Below are 17,057 nucleotides of genomic sequence, written 5' to 3'. Positions count from 1 at the left end.
TTTTATTAACTTCCTGTATGTAAATATAAATGCTATTGTTGTTGATCTTGCTCAGCTTCTTCAATTGCTTCTTCCAACTCAATTCTAAAAGCTTCCACTTTTGTAGAATCGTTGGTAAGCCATATATTAATTGACGACCCTAATCGAACTTTACGATTTGATAATTCATTATTCTGAGGTGATTGCTTCCAGATAAAGGCACTCAATGAGTCTTCCTCTGTTTCAATCGATTTATCGTAGACTGATGCCCCAATACTTAGCATATTACTTTGGCATATTGAGTTTGCCTCCTCAAAACCTAATCCAATAAGCTCAGGTATATTTGTTTTTTTATTACTCAAGCCCTTACCTATCAATAAATCAATTTCTGATCCTTTACTTAAAAGCGTACCTGGCTCAATTGGTTTACCCTTATAGTGCTGACCTAAAATCAACTGCGAGTATTCCGAAGGAATATAAATCAACTCGCCAATTTTTAAGCCATAGGATTCTAAAGTTGCTTCAGCATTTCTTAAAGAAGCATCAATTAAACGCGGCATAGGCACCTGCTCTGAGCTATAGGCATTAATTGTAAAAAATATGGTTCTATCCTCTTTAACAAGTGCACCAGCATTTGGGGTCTGATCTACCACAACACCTGGTGTTTTACCATTAATATGAACTGAATCTATTATTTTATATCGCAAGTTATTACTTTGCACCAAATCAATTAATTGATTCTCTTTTAATCCTGTAAAGTCAGGTGTTGCTTTACTTTCTCTATGGTGTGTATAGATACTTAAACCTATAAACGTTGAGATAAGAAGTAAAACTATTAAACCAATTGCAGCTGCTGCGTGTAATAAGAAACGCTTGCTGATTAAAAACTTTAAGAATGCCATATAATTTAAGATTTTCAGAGTGTCAAAAATAATACAAATAACTTAACGTATGAAATATATATATGCTATCTGCTAAGAATTTAATAAGTAGTGCTACCTATTAATGAGATCCCAATTTAGATATGCTATAAAAGCTTGTTTTTAAAGCAAAAAAAAAGGATTCTTCTCAGAATCCTTTTCTTTATACTGTAAGCAATTAATTATGCTTTATGTCTTTTTTCGCTTGAAACGCTTAGTTTAGCTCTTCCTTTAGCTCTTCTTGAAGCTAAAACTTTACGCCCGTTAGCACTAGCCATTCTTGCTCTGAACCCGTGCTTATTTCTTCTCTTTCTGTTCGAAGGTTGAAATGTCCTTTTCATATGCTTATATTTTATTTATGATAACCGTTAACAAACTTTTGAAGCAAAATGAACTTTCAAACTTGAATTGTTACAATTTTTGATAATCTGCAACGGCTGTTGTTATTTACTCTCTTAATTTCGGAGTGCAAAAATACACATTATTTTATTCTTACAAAACAAACCAAGTATTTTTTAATGTTTCTAATTAAAAAAAATAGACTTGTCTTATAAAGTTAGATGAATCAGTTTTTTAGTCTCAAAAAAATCTTCTTCGTAATAAGAAGTAAGATCTGTAGTACTAATGTTTTTTATAAAAGGCTTTACCTCTTCTTCAAAATCACCACCTTTAAGATATAGTATCCCATTTCCAATGGCATTAATTTGTTTTTTGTCAATTAAATGACGGGTTAAAGACACAAAACGAGGAAATGCGGTTACAGCTCTACTTACGACAAAATCGTATTTATCTTTCACATTCTCAGATCTGATTTGTTGAGCCTTTACATTGCTAAGCCCTAGTTCTTCAGCTATTGTGCTTACCACTTTTATCTTCTTCCCTATAGAATCTACCAAATGAAATTCACATTCAGGAAACATTATTGCCAAAGGAATTCCTGGAAATCCGCCCCCTGTTCCAACATCAATAATTCTGGTTCCTGGAGTAAAGTTGGTATATTTAGCAATGGCCAGCGAATGTAGAATATGTCGTACAGCTAGCTCATCAATATCCTTACGGGATATTACATTAATTCTTTCGTTCCATTCAGGATATAGAGCTTCTAGTTTATTAAAAAGCTCAACTTGTTTGCTATTTAAATTCGGAAAGTACTTATTTATCACGAAGTATAATTTGAATAACCTTAGTTAATTTGTTTTTATGTCGGTGTTTTTTAGCGTATTGAAAAGTAGCTCACGAGCTCTGAACAATTGTGCTTTTACAGTACCCAATGGCAGCCCCAATTCCTGTGCTATTTCTTCGTAAGAAAACTCATTAAAATACCTTAGCTCAATAAGTGTTCTATATCTTGGCTTAAGCTTTTTAACAACAGTACGCATTAAAATCGCTTTCTGTTGCTTTATGAGATTTTCTTCAGGATCAGGTGTCTCATCTTTTAAATGGAAAGTTTGCTCTATTTCTTTTTCTTCAGTTTGATGAGATCCATCTAAAGAAACAACATTGTTTTTTTTCTTTCGCAAATAATCGATACAATTATTTGATGCTATTTTGAACAACCAAGTACTAAATGCATAATTTGGAGAATACTGATGTATATTCTTAAACGCTTTACCAAAAGCTTCAATGGTTAAATCTTCAGCATCGCTTTTATTATTAACCATCTTTAATAGCATAAAGTAAATTGCATCTCTATACCTACCCATAAGTTCAGCAAATGCCTTCTGGTCACCACTTATAGCTAAATCGACCAAAGTAAGGTCGTGCTTGGCTTTATCTGACAAATTTGGATTTAAGTCCATCTATTACTTTTAACTTTTCGTTTACTCCCCATTAGTAAAACACCCGTAATAATCGGCAATACGAAATCCAATAGGATACCTATCCAGATTATATTCTTCTGCCCCATATTTCTTGATATTTTCCCTAAAACTAAGAATTGTACTAATAATTTTAAAAAAAACACAATAAGAATTGCATTTGCAAAAGTAGAAAAAAACATAGAAATTATTGCACTTGCCCAAAAAAGTTGTCGGCTAAATATTTCAATACCAATTAATCTCTTTGATTTGTTCTTATAATGTTTTGAAGTAGTTAAGTGTCTTTTTTTCTGATTACACCATTCACTAAAATTATTCGGAGATTCTGAAAGTGTGAATGAATCTGGGTTAGTAACGATGGCAACATTATTTTTTGTAGCAGCTTCTTGGATAAATAAATCATCATCACCTGATAAAATATGACTATGACTTTTAAAACCTCCCGTATCGTAAAATGTTTTTTTTGTATATGCCATATTACGCCCCACTCCCATGTACGTTTTTTTCTTTATGGCAAACGATATATATTGAACCGCTATCATAAAAGTATCATACCGAAGGAGCAGATTCGATAAGCCTTTTCTTTTTTTATATAAACCAACACCTAATACAATATCCTTTTGCAGCAATCCATTTGCCATATGACATAACCATTTATTTGATTGAGGCACACAATCTGCATCTGTAAATATTAGATGTTCGTTTTTTGCTGCCTTAACCCCTAATGTTAATGCCAATTTCTTTCCGTGAGAAAATTGTCTATCGTGAGGTATAGTGGTATAATATAAATTTGTATGCTCCCTTTTTAATTTTGCAAGCACTAATTCGGAGTCATCTTCTGATGCATCATTAACTACTACCACCTCAAAATCTGAGGGATATTCTTGCGAAAGTATTTTATATAAATTATTCTCAAGATTTTTTGATTCATTACGAGCACAAATAATAACTGAAACTGGTGGGAGATCTTTAGAAACCTCGGGATCTTTATATTTAGCTAATGATAAATAATATCTTAAATAGTATATGATTTGTATTAAGAAGGCTATAATACAAATACCTAATAGTATACTTTCAGTTTGGTGATCGAGAAAAAAATCAATAGAATAATTCATTCAAAAAGTTTCCCCAAAAATGAACATTTTTGTGATTCAATCCAATAATAATAGTCAATACAAATAGCTTTTTATTTATTTTCTCACTTTCCACCTTTTACATTACGCAGTATTATGAATGATAACTAAGCTTATGTATAAAAACCATCCCTTGACTAAGGAAAAAATAGAGGGACAAACATTAAAAAAAGGGACTTTTACTTCGCATATCTGTTTCTTTATCTTTTCTCTTTATAATAAGAAGTAGCAAAAGCGGAATATCCAAATCCTTATCTTTATATTTGCAAGCCGAATTATAATGTAATAATATTACTTAGTACATAATAGTGAGGCACTATACTTTATAATAAGGTTTTGAGAAATGGATTTTGAATTACAGCATACAGATACAAAAAGTAAAGCCCGCGTTGGGAAAATAACAACCGATCATGGAGAAATAGAAACACCTATTTTCATGCCAGTTGGAACTGTTGGAAGTGTTAAGGGAGTACACTTTAACGATTTAAAGAATGACATTGAAGCACAAATAATTTTAGGAAATACATATCATTTATATTTACGTCCGGGTTTAGATATTATTGAAAAAGCAGGTGGACTGCATAAGTTTAATGGTTGGGATAAACCCTTATTAACAGATAGCGGTGGTTATCAAGTTTTTTCGCTAAGTGCCAACAGAAAACTAAAGGAAGAGGGTGCAATATTTAGGTCACACATTGATGGATCGAAGCATTTATTTACTCCTGAAAACGTGGTAGATATCCAACGAATTATTGGAGCTGATATTATAATGGCTTTTGATGAGTGTGCCCCGGGTGATGCTGACCACAAGTATGCCAAAAACTCAATGGAACTTACGCATCGATGGCTACAACGTGGCATATCGCATTTTGATGCTACAGAACCTAAATACGGGCATAGTCAAACATTTTTTCCGATTGTACAGGGTGCAGGTTTTAGAGATTTGAGAAAACAATCAGCTGAATATATTGCATCCTTTGAAAGAGAGGGAAATGCCATTGGCGGATTAGCAGTTGGAGAGCCTGCTGAAGTTATGTACGAAATGATTGAAGTAGTTAACGAAGTTTTACCTGAAGATAAACCGCGTTACCTAATGGGCGTTGGAACTCCTGTAAATATTTTAGAAGCAATCTCACTTGGCGTGGATATGTTTGATTGTGTTATGCCAACTCGTAATGGTAGAAATGGAATGCTTTTTACTTCGCGAGGCATCCTTAACATGAAGAACGTAAAGTGGAAGGATGATTTCTCTCCAATTGACCCAGAGGGCACTTCGTTTGTTGATCATACCTACACAAAAGCTTATTTGCGTCATTTATATGTATCTAAAGAATTGTTAGCAGGACAAATTGGGAGTCTTCATAACCTAGCATTTTATCTATGGCTTGTTAAAGAAGCGCGCAAACATATTATTACTGGCGACTTTGCTACTTGGAAAGATCAAATGGTAAAACAAATGTCAATACGTTTATAACGTAGTATATTACTTAACCAAAGTACAGTTTATTATTATAATAAGGTAAAGCACCTATGAGAGGAATACTGCAAAAGTTAGATAGATATATCATATTTAAGTTTTTAGGAACCTATTTTTTCGCAATTTTACTAATAGTAAGTATTGCCGTTGTTTTTGATATCACCGAGAAGATTGATGATTTTATTGAAAAAGGAGCTCCTTTAAATGCGATTGTTGTTGACTATTACGCCAACTTCATTCCATACTTTGCCAATCTATTTACGCCTCTATTTGTGTTTATTGCCGTAATATTTTTCACCTCTAAAATGGCTTATCAAACAGAGATTATTGCCATTCTATCAAGCGGTGTAAGTTTTAAACGACTGATGTTCCCTTACTTAGTGGGCTCATTGGTAATAGCCGTATTCTCCTTTTGGTTAGGTGCTTATGTGATTCCTCCAGCAAACAAAACTCGTCTAGCTTTTGAAACAGTATATATTAAAAAACAAAAAGACAGAGGTTTACAAGATATTCACTTACAACTTGAACCTGGTTTATTTGTATACATGGGACGCTATTATGCATTAAGAAACAGAGGAACCTACTTTGGATCAGAACGTTTTGAGGGTAAAACTTTAAAATCTAAATTATCTGCTCAGTCAATTGTATTTAATGAGGAAGCTGATAATTGGACAATTTCTGACTACGTAATTCAAAACTTCTCTGATGATCATACTATCGAAATTATTGAAGGTTCAAAATTAGATACCGTATTTAATATGACGCCAAAAGACTTTACTGAAGAGCACAATTGGCATGAAACCATGAATAATAGCGAACTAATAGAATATATTGATGCACAGACTAAAAAAGGTGTTGGAGCTATTCAGCCTTTTAAGATTGAATATTATAAAAGGTGGGCTAATCCTTTTTCGGCCTTTATATTAAGCCTTATTGGTGTTTCCTTAGCATCGCGTAAAGTTAGAGGAGGAATGGGGCTCCATATTGGAGTTGGACTCGCTTTAAGCTTTACATACATCCTATTTATGACCATATCCACAACATTTGCTGTTAATGGTAGTATGAACCCACTTTTAGCTGTATGGATACCAAATATCGTATTCTCTTTAATCGGTGTATATTTATACCAAAAAGCACCTAAATAATTATATATAATTATTGATTACCTAATTATTTAAGGGTTTTAATATGAATATATATTCATTACAATTAATATTTCTCAAATTCTTATCTAGAATCATTATAAAAAAGAATTGAAAAGTCCCTCTCAATAAGTGATTGTATGTTAGTTACTTGATTGGAGTGTAAAAATATCTTAATTTATCAGTTTTGTGCAGAATAATTTTAGTAATTATGCACCCTTAAATTTACATGAGGCTACATTGTATTAATGTGCTGATATGTATGAAGTTAAATGAAATTATTTAATTATGTCATTAAAAAAACACATTCTTGATCTTCGCAAAAGAAAGGAACAAGTGGAAATGGGAGGTGGCGAAAAAGCCATAGAGAAACAAGTGGCAATGGGTAAAATGACTGCCCGTGAGCGTATTCTCGCCCTTCTCGATCAAAATTCATTTACAGAGTATGATCTTTTTGTTGAGCATGAAGCTAAAGACTTTGGAATGGATAAAAAACAACTGCATGGAGATGGAGTTATTATTGGAACAGGTACTATTTATGGTGCTCCAATATGTATCTTCGCGCAGGATTTTACTGTAGCTGGTGGGTCTTTAGGTCTTATGCACGCACGTAAGATCACTAAAATCATGGATCATGCTTTAAAAATGCGCGTACCTTTGATCGGTATTAACGATTCTGGTGGTGCACGTATCCAAGAAGGAGTGAACTCTTTGGCAGGATACGGAGAAATATTCTATAGAAACACTATCGCTTCTGGTGTAATTCCTCAAATTTCAGTAATCTTAGGACCTTGTGCTGGTGGTGCAGTATATTCTCCTGCGTTAACTGATTTTGTATTTGTGGTTGATAACATTTCAAAAATGTTTATTACAGGCCCAGGTGTAATTAAAACTGTTCTTGGAGAAGAGATCTCTATGGAAGAGCTAGGTGGTGCACGCGTACATGCTGAAATTACAGGTAATGCACATTTCTTTGCTGAAAGTGAGCAAGAGTGTTTCGATCAAATTAAAAAGCTCATTACGTTTATTCCTTGGAATAATAATAAGAAAGCAAAAGAGTTTCCTCCTAAGGCACCTACCTTTAAAGGAAATATCGAAGATTTGATTCCATCTGATCCACGTCAGCCTTACGATGTTCGTGATGTTATTAGGAGCATTGTTGATGAAGGTGATTTCTTCGAAATTCAAGAATTATTTGCAGCAAATATCGTCATCGGTTTTGGTCGTTTAAATGGTCAAACAATTGGTTTTGTTGCTAATCAACCTCTTGTACTTGCAGGTGTATTAGATTGTGATAGTTCGGATAAAGCAGCTCGTTTTATTCGTTACTGTGATTCATTTAATATTCCAATCGTAACTTTAGAGGATATGCCAGGTTACCTACCAGGTGTAGATCAAGAACATGCTGGTGTAATTCGTCATGGTGCGAAAGTTCTTTACGCTTATTCAGAAGCTACTGTAGCTAAAATTACAGTAATCTTACGTAAAGCTTATGGTGGTGGTTATATTGCCATGAACTCTCGTCACTTAGGTGCTGACTTTATGTTTGCTTGGCCAACTGCAGAAATTGCTGTTATGGGACCAGAAGGAGCTGCTAACATCATCTTCAAGAAAGAGATTGATGGTGCGGATGATCCGGATGCGATGCGCGAACTTAAAGTACAAGAGTACAAAGAGAAATTTGCTAATCCGTATGTTGCTGCTGCAAAAGGTTACATCGATTCTGTTATTGAACCTAATGATACCCGTAATATTTTATTACATGCATTAGAAGTTTCAGTAGGAAAAGATGTACATCATCCAGAGAAGAAACACGGTATTCCTCCATTTTAAATCATTGGATAATGAGTAAAGATAAAGACCTAGTAGGCTTTCGAGTACAAAGTTTGGAGTATCAAACCAAGTTGACAAAGAAATTTGCAAACAGACAAGCTTGGAAAGAACCCAATCCTTTAGAGATACGTTCTTACATCCCTGGAACCATTATTGACATTCAGGTAGAAGTAGGACAGGTATTAAAAGAAGGAGACAATGTACTTGTACTTCAAGCAATGAAGATGTTAAATCAAATTACTATGCCATTTGATGCCAAAGTAAAAGAGATTCACATTAAAGAGGGAGATAGAGTCCCTAAGAATGAACTAATGATACTACTTGAAGAGTAGACATAATAAACAAACAAAAAGGCTGAATCTATTGATTCGGCCTTTTTGTTTTTAATCAATTCATTAACAATCCTTATCTTAATTTAGTCTAAACAATCGTTTTTTAATCTGCATAAAATATATATCTTTAGCCCGTTCTTTTTAATTAGATTAGTTATGGATAAGGTAAAGACCAAGGAAGTGGTTAAGCAAATCTTTACTGAATTTTTGCAGAATAATGGGCATCGAAAAACACCAGAACGTTTTGCGATATTAGAGGAAATATATTCTCGCGAAGGTCATTTCGATATCGAGTCACTTTATATTTTTATGAAAAATAAAAATTATAGAGTCAGTAGAGCTACCTTATATAACACCATAGATTTACTGCTGGAGTGTAAGCTTGTTATTAAACACCAATTCGGTAAAAATATTGCTCAGTTTGAAAAAGCTTTTGAATCAAAACAGCACGATCATTTGATTTGCACTACATGTGGTAAGGTTATTGAATTCTGTGATCCTGGAATTCAAGTTGTTTTAAACAATGCAAAGGATACAATGAATTTTAATGTAACGCATCAATCATTGTATATATACGGGGTTTGTAAAGAATGTCAGGATAAGGGTTGATATTTTCATATCACACCCTCATCATATTTAAGTAATACTTTATTTAGTATCCCTTTGCCTTTAAAGTTTCAGCAAACTTAGTTCCTATACTCATCCCCCATTTTTGTCCTACTGCCATTGATTCTTGCATAATTGCTGGGGTTTTCTTTGCATATTTCTTACCTAGTGGTGTTTCATAAAAAGCTATTAAGCCTTTTAAATCGTCTAAGCTTAAATGTTTTTTATATACAGGCGTTAACTCTACTGCTAAATCAGACATCGAAGCATTTAAAAATTCTTTCTCTAATTCATTCATTACTGCGGCTGGAACTTGAGAATATTGCATCTTGATCATTCCCATCATTTGAGTAATTACTGCCTTATAGGTCTCTTCTGATCCTGATAATTCAAACATTTTTTTCAACTCCTTAGAATAGGCATCATTTGTTTGTGCCTGAGTAGCAGTTATAAATAATACTGCAAGACTAAACGTAAGTAATAGTTTTCTCATTTTAATATTTATATTAATTAATAGTTAGTGTTTATTTATTGGTTACAAAACGTTGCTTAACTTCGAGTAAACACTTGTGACACAGGCATCCTGTGAATTTAGTTTTTAAATAATCTCTAGCCGAATCATTTAATTTAACAGTGGCACAATGGCACTGAATAATGCTATCTTCTCTACACGTAAACTGAGTTCCACAATTGGCACATTTCTTCTCCATTATTGTTCTTCTTTTAATTTTGGTAAGCCAAAAGTAATGGCTAAGATTGATGATATACCCATTAAATATGGATAAAATAAATAGTTCATTATTTCAAATGGAGAAACTAGCTCATGTGTTAATCCTATAATGGCAAGAATTTGTGCTCCATAAGGTAATAAACCTTGCATAAAACAGGAGAATGTATCAAGGATACTCGCGGCTCTTCTGGGCTTGATTCCAAATTTTTGCGCAATATCTTTAGCTATTGGTCCTACAATGAGTATGGTAATTGTATTGTTAGCTGTAAATACGTTCACAACAGAAGTTAAGGCTGCAATACTAAACTCTGCACTTCTGCGTCCTTTGGTATTGCGCGATATTATTTTAATAATCCAATCAATACCACCATTGTAGCGTATTAAGGCAACCATACCTCCAACTAAAATGGAAATAATGATGATCTCGCTCATACCATCAATACCATCGCCTATGCTATTTACAATACCCCAAAAGTCGAACGCACCAATACCAAATCCGATTATTGCGGATAGAATTGAGCCAATAACTAATACTATAAAAACATTCATTCCTGCCAAAGCAGCTATTAAAACAAATAAGTATGGGACAATTTTCAGATATTGATACTCAATTTCCTGACTAGCAACATCAATAGGAGTTCCTTTAGTTAAAAACAAATACAATAAAAAAGTGATTACTGCTGCCGGGAGTACAATAAAGAAGTTGACCCTGAATTTATCTTTCATTTTGGCCCCTTGTGTGCGTGCTGCCGCAATAGTGGTATCCGATATAAACGATAAATTATCGCCAAACATGGCACCTCCTAAAACGGCTCCAAGGGTTAAACCTAAACTAACTCCTGTTTGATCGGCAATTTCCATTCCAACAGGCGTTAAAGCTACAACCGTTCCCAATGAAGTACCCACCGAAAGTGATATAAAACATCCGATAAGAAATAAGCCTGCCACTAAAATATTAGGTGGCAAATAAGTAATGCCAAGATTCACAGTCGCAGATACCGCCCCCATATTTTTTGCTAATGTGGCAAACACTCCTGCTAATATAAAAATTAAACACATCATCATAATACCAGAATCGCCCATTCCTTTTAGGTAAGTTTCAACCCTATCTGAGAAAATTCTTTTTCTATTCATGGCCAATGCAATTAGCGAGGCTACAAAGAAGGATACGGTTACCGGCATTTTATAAAAATCGCCAGATACAATGGAAGAAACTAGATATAGAAGTAGGAATATTACAATGGGAAGAAGTGCAAGCCACTTCTTCTTTAATGGTGTTGACTGATCCATTATAGACACTTTAAAATTATATTTATACAAACGTATGAAAACGAATTACATTAAGCCAATAATTATATTTTTTTATGAATGTGAATACATATCTCGAGAACTTCTTAAGCTACCAAAATAAACTCATACAATAAATATATGTGTCCTTATAAGCTTCTAATAACATTTAATTTATCCACTTCACACATGCCCTACTAATACTTCTCAACGTTTAGTATTGTTATATACAATAAAAGCGTTTACTTTTGCAACCTTATTTATAAAAACACGTTTCACAAAACTTATAACTTAATAATCTAAAAAAAATGATGAAGACAAACTTAAACATTGCCTCTTTAATTTTATTGGCTGCAACTACCTTGTTCACTGCCTGTAAAGATGACTCTGACGAAAACAAAGGCTTTGATGAACCTAACGGAGATATAGTAAGCGAACTTACTGTAGAAGAGCACAAGAAAAACCTAGAGAATGAGGGTATTGCATTTGTATCAAAAATGAGTAAAGCTAGCGATCTTGAAAGTTATAATGTAATAAATACATTATTTGAATTAACAGAGGAAAGCGAGTTTACTTATAGTACGGTATTAAGAAGAATCTCAAATCCAACACAAAATGCTCATTTAAAATCTTCGTTTAGCGACGATTTAGGACTTAGCATATCTGATACATTCGATGAAGAAGCTGGAATATATGAATGGAGTGACTCTAAGGCTGATTTTATTAAGGTAAGCGATGCTACCGATAAAATATCGTACAGCTTTAAGGTAGATAATGAAACTGCTATAGTATTAATTAATAATGTTAATACAAAAACTGTAATGAATTCTGACGGAAGCATGTCGTTAGAAGTTCCTACTTCTTTCAACGCTAATTTAACACTTGGAACTTCAGTATTAATCAACTTTACATTCACAGGTGAATATTATGATAATGCTACTCCTAAATACTTAAAGGAAGCTTTAAATGTTGAAGGTTTTTATGTTGAATCTGTAATTGATTTAAAAAACAAAGAAGTAGTTAAAGTCGATAACAAATTAGAGTACAATAGTGATAACATTTTTGCTTTTGGTTTTGCCATAAATGGAAACATTGATATGGACGAGATTATGGATGAAGCTTCTGATATGGATGAAGATGGAAACCCATCAGCGAATCAAGATATTATCAATAAAGCAAATGCCTATTTCCAAATTGGGAATATAAAAGTAGATGGATTGGTTAATGCTAAAGAGTTAATCAAATACATGAGCCAAAATAGTAACAACGGCTTTAATGATGAATGGACTGAAGAAGATGCTACTGAAGAAGCTAATAAGTTAAATGAGTATATCCAAACCTACATCAGGTATGCAGATAGTAAAGCTATATTTGCTAAAGGAGAGTTCTTTGTTAATAAAGAAGTTTATTCATGGTACAATGATTACACACAAGAAGAAGAATCTGAAACATATTACAATAGCGAATTACGTGTAGTATATCCTGATGGGTCGGCTGTAAGTTCTGATATTTTTGAATCAGGCTTTTCTGACTTAATTGTGGATATGAATAAAATGATTGTGGATATGAATAATAGCTACGATTTAGATTTAGAAGAAATGTAACATAACAGTTATTCTGAATAACATATTGAATTGGGGTTTTTACAACCCCAATTCTTTTTTCTTACCTCCTGCAAATGGCAAATGCTAAAACAAATTATATTATCGATAAGCTTCTTTATCTGCATTAATAGTTACACTTATGCACAAAGTAATTGGTGCCTAAGAGGACAAGTTATTGATGCCAATACCAACGAAAGTATCCCTGGGGCTTATATTGCAACAATCGATCTTAAAAATGCCGCACCTTCAAATAAAACAGGGCAATTTAAACTGTGTCATCTCAAATCTGATTCAGTAAAACTAATTGTAAGCCATACTTCTTACAACGCCATATACCCAACTATTATCAAAAACAAAAAGGCAATAATTTTTAAGCTAACACCAAAAGATTATAAAACTCAAGAAGTAACCGTAACTGCTCAAAGAAGTAATCTAGTAAAAAGCTACGTACCTGGTAAATTATCGCTGAACAGCGAAGACATTTTACTTTCTCCCGCATTATTAGGTGCACCTGATGTTATTAAAACCCTTCAATTACTACCTGGCATACAATCTGTAAACGAAGGGAACTCTGGAATATACGTAAGAGGTGGGTCTCCTGGCCAAAACTATGTGGTATTTGACGGTATTGAATTAATGAATCCATCCCATATAATGGGAATATTTTCGGTATTCAACCCCAACCTAACTAACAGTGTTGATTTTTATAAAGGCAATGCTCCCGTGCATCAATCTATGCGATTAGCCTCTTCAATTATAGTATCAACAAAAGATGAAAAGTCAGAAGGCTATAATTGGTCTGGTAATATTGGGAATATCTCATCTAACCTAAGTTACCATGGGCAAAGTAAAAATAAACGTTGGTTCTTCAGTAGTGGTATAAGGCGTAGTTATATTGAACTTCTTAAATTCGCAACAAAACCATTATTGAGCGACGAAAATAATTACTTCGACAACAATAACTATTACTTTTTCGATTTTAATGGAAAAGTAAAATATCAAACTAGAAAGGACAAAGTTCAATTTACTTGGTATTATGGAAACGACAAATTTTCGATGACCAACCCCTCAATTAATTTCAACGGAAACTCGAATTGGAGTAATGCTGGAGCATCCTTATTGTGGAACAGAAAATTATCAGATACCAGTGGCTTCAATACTGGTTTTGATTATACATCGTACTACTCCTATTTTTCAACTACAATGAATAATGAGTTAATGTACTTTAAAACAAGGCTAAATCAACTACAACATAAATTAGACTATTACAAACAAGCCAATAAACATTTGTTTCGCATTGGTTCAAGAATAAAGTACGGAGAATATACACCACAAGATATAAAGTACAACATACAAAGTGTACCTATCTCACAAACTGATAATTATAATAATTTAAGTACTCAAATATATTTTAGCAATCATTATTCGATATCGGAAAAATGGGATGCTTATTTTGGCTTACGGTATGAGCATTATGGACTAATCGACAACAATTCCTCATCTTTATTAAAAGAACAAAGTAATCATATTAACTCGGTAATCACGTTAAGCTATTTTATAAACAAACAGACATCCATAAAAGCATCTCACGCCTACACTGCACAAAATATCCATTTGGCTTCCATGGCTTCCATTCCCTTACCCACAGATGTTTGGATGCCTGCTACCGAAAGACTTCCTCATGAAAAAGGGCACCAGGCAACAATTGGTATTTTCAAGGATTTAGCGCAATCGAAATATGAGTTTGGCATTGAATTTTACGGTAAGTCTATTGATAATCAACTATTACTGAACCCGAATATTGATGGTGATGAGAGTTTACATTTTGAAGACAATTTCTTTATAGGTAAAGGCCTTGGTTATGGGGCCGAGTTTTTATTTAAAAAGAATAGAGGAAAAACAAGAGCTACCCTCAGTTATACTTTGGGGCAAATGAAGCAGCAGTTCCCAAACATGAATAGTGGAGAGTGGTTTAATGCTAAATACGATCGCCGCCACGATGTGAATATTGTGCTTACCCACAAACCTAACAAACGTTTTGATTACGGACTTGTTTTTATGTATGCTACCGGAAATACAGCCACATTACCAAAGGGCAGATACTTTATGATGGGAAACATTGCAAATGACTATTCAAGCATCAATAATTACAGAATGCCTGCATATCATAGACTCGATCTTTCAATGAATTATTACATTGAATCCAACATTTTTCATGAATCAGTTCTTAACTTTTCAATCATCAACATATATAACAGAAGCAACCCATACTTTATCTATTTTGAAACCCAAAAAGGAGACCAAAACTACGATATGAGCATTAATGCCAAACAGAGTAGTTTTTTTCCTATAGTTCCTTCCATTAGTTGGCGCTATAAATTTTAATTAAATTAATGTAGCATATGCACCTCATCAATAAAAATACATTCTACAACCTTAAAATACTATACGTGTTTATAGCATGTAACTTGTGTTGCATGAGCTGTACAAAAGTTATTGAAATAGATTTACCTGATTATGAAACGAAGGTTGTTGTAGATGGGTGGATAGAAACCAATCAGCCAGCTCATATATTTCTTACAAACAGCTCACCTTATTTTACAGATTACGATTCTGCCAGCATTCGCAATTTATTTATTAACACCGCAAAAGTAAGCCTTATTTGTAGTGATGGAAATTCCGAAATTCTTACACTATTTAAACAAGATGAATTCTTCCCTCCTTTTGTATATAAATCAGTTGAAATAATAGGCGAAGAAAACAAAAGTTACCAAATAATAATAGAAACAAATGGTGAGAAAATAACTGCAGGAACAACAATTCCATCAAAACCCGATATGGATAAAATGGAAATTGAATTTGTATCGGATACCACAACAACTATAAATGCATTTATAAATGGTAATACAGAAAACTCTATTTACTACTACTCTGAAATATTTACCCAAAACTTTGATACACAATACCACCCTAGTCAGAATCCTCTATTTTCAAATGCTCGCACAAATGGAGAAGATTTAAAACATTCAGTGCATCGGTCTAATCAGCCCGATCCTCTTAACTTATTTAATATTGATGACAAGCGAGATTTACCAAGAAAGGAGTACCATTATACAGATAGTATAAAAGTAAAAATATCGTGTATTGATGAAACTTCTTACAAGGTACTAAATGCTATTTATGTTGATAACTTTAACAATGGCAACCCCTTTGCTTTAGTAAATCAGAAAACTGAAACCAATATAGTTGGTGGAATTGGGAGATGGACAGGCAAGGCATCGCGCTCATATTACATGTATATTAAATAAAGCCAATATATTTGCACTCAGAATTAAAACTAATTAAAGAGTGCATTTAAAATGGATATTAATATAGAATCAGGCTGGAAAAAGCTATTAGAAAGTGAACTTGATACCGATTATTTTAAACAATTAAATTCATTTGTGAATGATGCTTATCACACAACAGAGATATTCCCCCCACGCGAATTAATATTCGAAGCATTTAACCTTTGTCCGCTTGATAAAACCAAAGTGGTCATTTTAGGCCAAGACCCTTACCATGATGTAAACCAAGCACACGGTCTTTGCTTTTCGGTGAATAATAGTATTACATTCCCGCCATCGTTGCGAAATATCTTTAAAGAATTAGATAGCGATGAAGAGGTAGATTTTAGAATGCCTGAAAATGGAAACCTTGAGCAGTGGGCCAAACAAGGGGTACTTTTACTCAACGCTACTTTAACGGTAGAGGCCCACAAAGCGGGTTCGCACCAAAAACAAGGCTGGGAAACATTTACTGATGCAGTAATAGAAAAGCTTGCTAAGGAAAAAGAAAACATTGTTTTTATACTCTGGGGTGCATATGCGCGTAAAAAAGTAAGTCTTATCGATACCAATAAGCATTGTATTTTAGAATCACCTCATCCTTCTCCTCTCTCAGCGCATCGAGGTTTTTTTGGTAATAAACACTTTAGCAAAACTAATAATTACTTGCAAAGTAAAGGTTACGCGCCTATTATCTGGGATTTACCTCAAGTACAAAAAACTTTGTTTTAGTTAATAAAAGTTAAGCTGATATATAATAATATTCTTGGCATACACTTTGCAATATTCCTCATCGAAGAGCAAGAGAGTTTTTCATAGATTAGGTTAGGGTTTAGGTTATAAGATGGGAATGTTTCTAAAACATTCCCTC

17 protein-coding genes are annotated in these 17,057 nt (G+C 33.5%); 9 read left to right on the top strand and 8 right to left on the bottom strand.

Annotated elements, in window-relative coordinates; all coding sequences use genetic code 11:
• Window positions 1-32: 32 nt before the first annotated feature.
• From QMO11_RS20410 to QMO11_RS20390, 5 genes are all read right to left on the bottom strand, one after another.
• Complete coding sequence (locus QMO11_RS20410) at window positions 33-881, bottom strand: PASTA domain-containing protein (RefSeq protein ID WP_282039693.1); 849 nt, start codon at window positions 879-881, stop codon at window positions 33-35.
• Window positions 882-1,081: 200 nt separating this feature from the next.
• Window positions 1,082-1,240 carry a 50S ribosomal protein L34 gene (rpmH, locus tag QMO11_RS20405; protein WP_075602260.1) on the bottom strand — a complete coding sequence of 53 codons (159 nt, stop codon included), beginning with the start codon at window positions 1,238-1,240 and terminating at the stop codon, window positions 1,082-1,084.
• Between the two features lie 207 nt (window positions 1,241-1,447).
• Entirely contained in the window at window positions 1,448-2,062 is a 615-nt protein-coding gene (gene rsmG, locus QMO11_RS20400; protein WP_282039691.1) for a 16S rRNA (guanine(527)-N(7))-methyltransferase RsmG, read from the bottom strand.
• Window positions 2,063-2,086: 24 nt separating this feature from the next.
• Window positions 2,087-2,698 (bottom strand): RNA polymerase sigma factor, encoded by a 612-nt coding sequence (locus tag QMO11_RS20395; RefSeq protein ID WP_075602258.1) that lies wholly within the window; start codon window positions 2,696-2,698, stop codon window positions 2,087-2,089.
• Window positions 2,689-3,831: a glycosyltransferase gene (locus tag QMO11_RS20390; RefSeq protein ID WP_282039688.1), complete on the bottom strand. Its 1,143-nt coding sequence runs from the start codon at window positions 3,829-3,831 to the stop codon at window positions 2,689-2,691. The genes QMO11_RS20395 and QMO11_RS20390 overlap by 10 nt, the downstream gene beginning before the upstream one ends.
• A gap of 361 nt (window positions 3,832-4,192) precedes the next feature.
• Here QMO11_RS20390 and tgt point away from each other — a divergent pair, with 361 nt between their 5' ends.
• The 5 genes from tgt (at window position 4,193) to QMO11_RS20365 (ending at window position 9,242) form a co-directional block, all read left to right on the top strand.
• Complete coding sequence (tgt, locus tag QMO11_RS20385) at window positions 4,193-5,323, top strand: tRNA guanosine(34) transglycosylase Tgt (RefSeq protein ID WP_282039686.1); 1,131 nt, start codon at window positions 4,193-4,195, stop codon at window positions 5,321-5,323.
• 56 nt (window positions 5,324-5,379) lie between these two features.
• On the top strand, window positions 5,380-6,471 hold the full coding sequence (locus QMO11_RS20380) for an LptF/LptG family permease (RefSeq protein WP_075602255.1): 1,092 nt from the start codon (window positions 5,380-5,382) through the stop codon (window positions 6,469-6,471).
• Window positions 6,472-6,756: 285 nt separating this feature from the next.
• Entirely contained in the window at window positions 6,757-8,301 is a 1,545-nt protein-coding gene (locus QMO11_RS20375) for an acyl-CoA carboxylase subunit beta (protein ID WP_282039684.1), read from the top strand.
• 11 nt (window positions 8,302-8,312) lie between these two features.
• The gene (locus tag QMO11_RS20370; protein WP_075602253.1) at window positions 8,313-8,633 is read left to right on the top strand and encodes a biotin/lipoyl-containing protein; all 321 of its coding nucleotides are present in this window, start codon (window positions 8,313-8,315) and stop codon (window positions 8,631-8,633) included.
• Between the two features lie 156 nt (window positions 8,634-8,789).
• On the top strand, window positions 8,790-9,242 hold the full coding sequence (locus QMO11_RS20365; RefSeq protein WP_282039681.1) for a Fur family transcriptional regulator: 453 nt from the start codon (window positions 8,790-8,792) through the stop codon (window positions 9,240-9,242).
• 43 nt (window positions 9,243-9,285) lie between these two features.
• Here QMO11_RS20365 and QMO11_RS20360 read toward each other — a convergent pair whose 3' ends face one another.
• Genes QMO11_RS20360 through QMO11_RS20355 form a run of 3 tightly spaced genes read right to left on the bottom strand, consistent with a single transcriptional unit; the run spans window position 9,286 to window position 11,259 of the window.
• Window positions 9,286-9,732, bottom strand: coding sequence for a DUF2059 domain-containing protein (locus QMO11_RS20360; RefSeq protein WP_282039680.1), 447 nt, complete (start codon window positions 9,730-9,732; stop codon window positions 9,286-9,288).
• 31 nt (window positions 9,733-9,763) lie between these two features.
• Window positions 9,764-9,949, bottom strand: a complete 186-nt coding sequence (locus QMO11_RS22010) for a cysteine-rich CWC family protein (protein ID WP_425595556.1) — start codon at window positions 9,947-9,949, stop codon at window positions 9,764-9,766.
• Window positions 9,949-11,259, bottom strand: a complete 1,311-nt coding sequence (locus QMO11_RS20355) for a Na+/H+ antiporter NhaC family protein (protein ID WP_282039679.1) — start codon at window positions 11,257-11,259, stop codon at window positions 9,949-9,951. The genes QMO11_RS22010 and QMO11_RS20355 overlap by 1 nt, the downstream gene beginning before the upstream one ends.
• 305 nt (window positions 11,260-11,564) lie before the next feature.
• Between QMO11_RS20355 and QMO11_RS20350 the strand changes: the two genes are divergently transcribed.
• From QMO11_RS20350 to ung, 4 genes are all read left to right on the top strand, one after another.
• Window positions 11,565-12,860: a hypothetical protein gene (locus QMO11_RS20350; protein ID WP_282039677.1), complete on the top strand. Its 1,296-nt coding sequence runs from the start codon at window positions 11,565-11,567 to the stop codon at window positions 12,858-12,860.
• Window positions 12,861-12,941: 81 nt separating this feature from the next.
• Window positions 12,942-15,245: a TonB-dependent receptor gene (locus QMO11_RS20345; RefSeq protein ID WP_282039676.1), complete on the top strand. Its 2,304-nt coding sequence runs from the start codon at window positions 12,942-12,944 to the stop codon at window positions 15,243-15,245.
• 92 nt (window positions 15,246-15,337) lie between these two features.
• Entirely contained in the window at window positions 15,338-16,168 is an 831-nt protein-coding gene (locus tag QMO11_RS20340) for a DUF4249 domain-containing protein (RefSeq protein WP_282039675.1), read from the top strand.
• Window positions 16,169-16,219: 51 nt separating this feature from the next.
• Complete coding sequence (gene ung / locus QMO11_RS20335) at window positions 16,220-16,918, top strand: uracil-DNA glycosylase (protein WP_282039674.1); 699 nt, start codon at window positions 16,220-16,222, stop codon at window positions 16,916-16,918.
• The last annotated feature ends 139 nt before the right edge of the window (window positions 16,919-17,057 follow it).

This window comes from Saccharicrinis aurantiacus (assembly GCF_947489045.1).
Classification (GTDB): Bacteria; Bacteroidota; Bacteroidia; order Bacteroidales; family Marinilabiliaceae; genus Saccharicrinis; species Saccharicrinis aurantiacus.
This window is presented reverse-complemented; position numbering and strand designations above follow the sequence as displayed.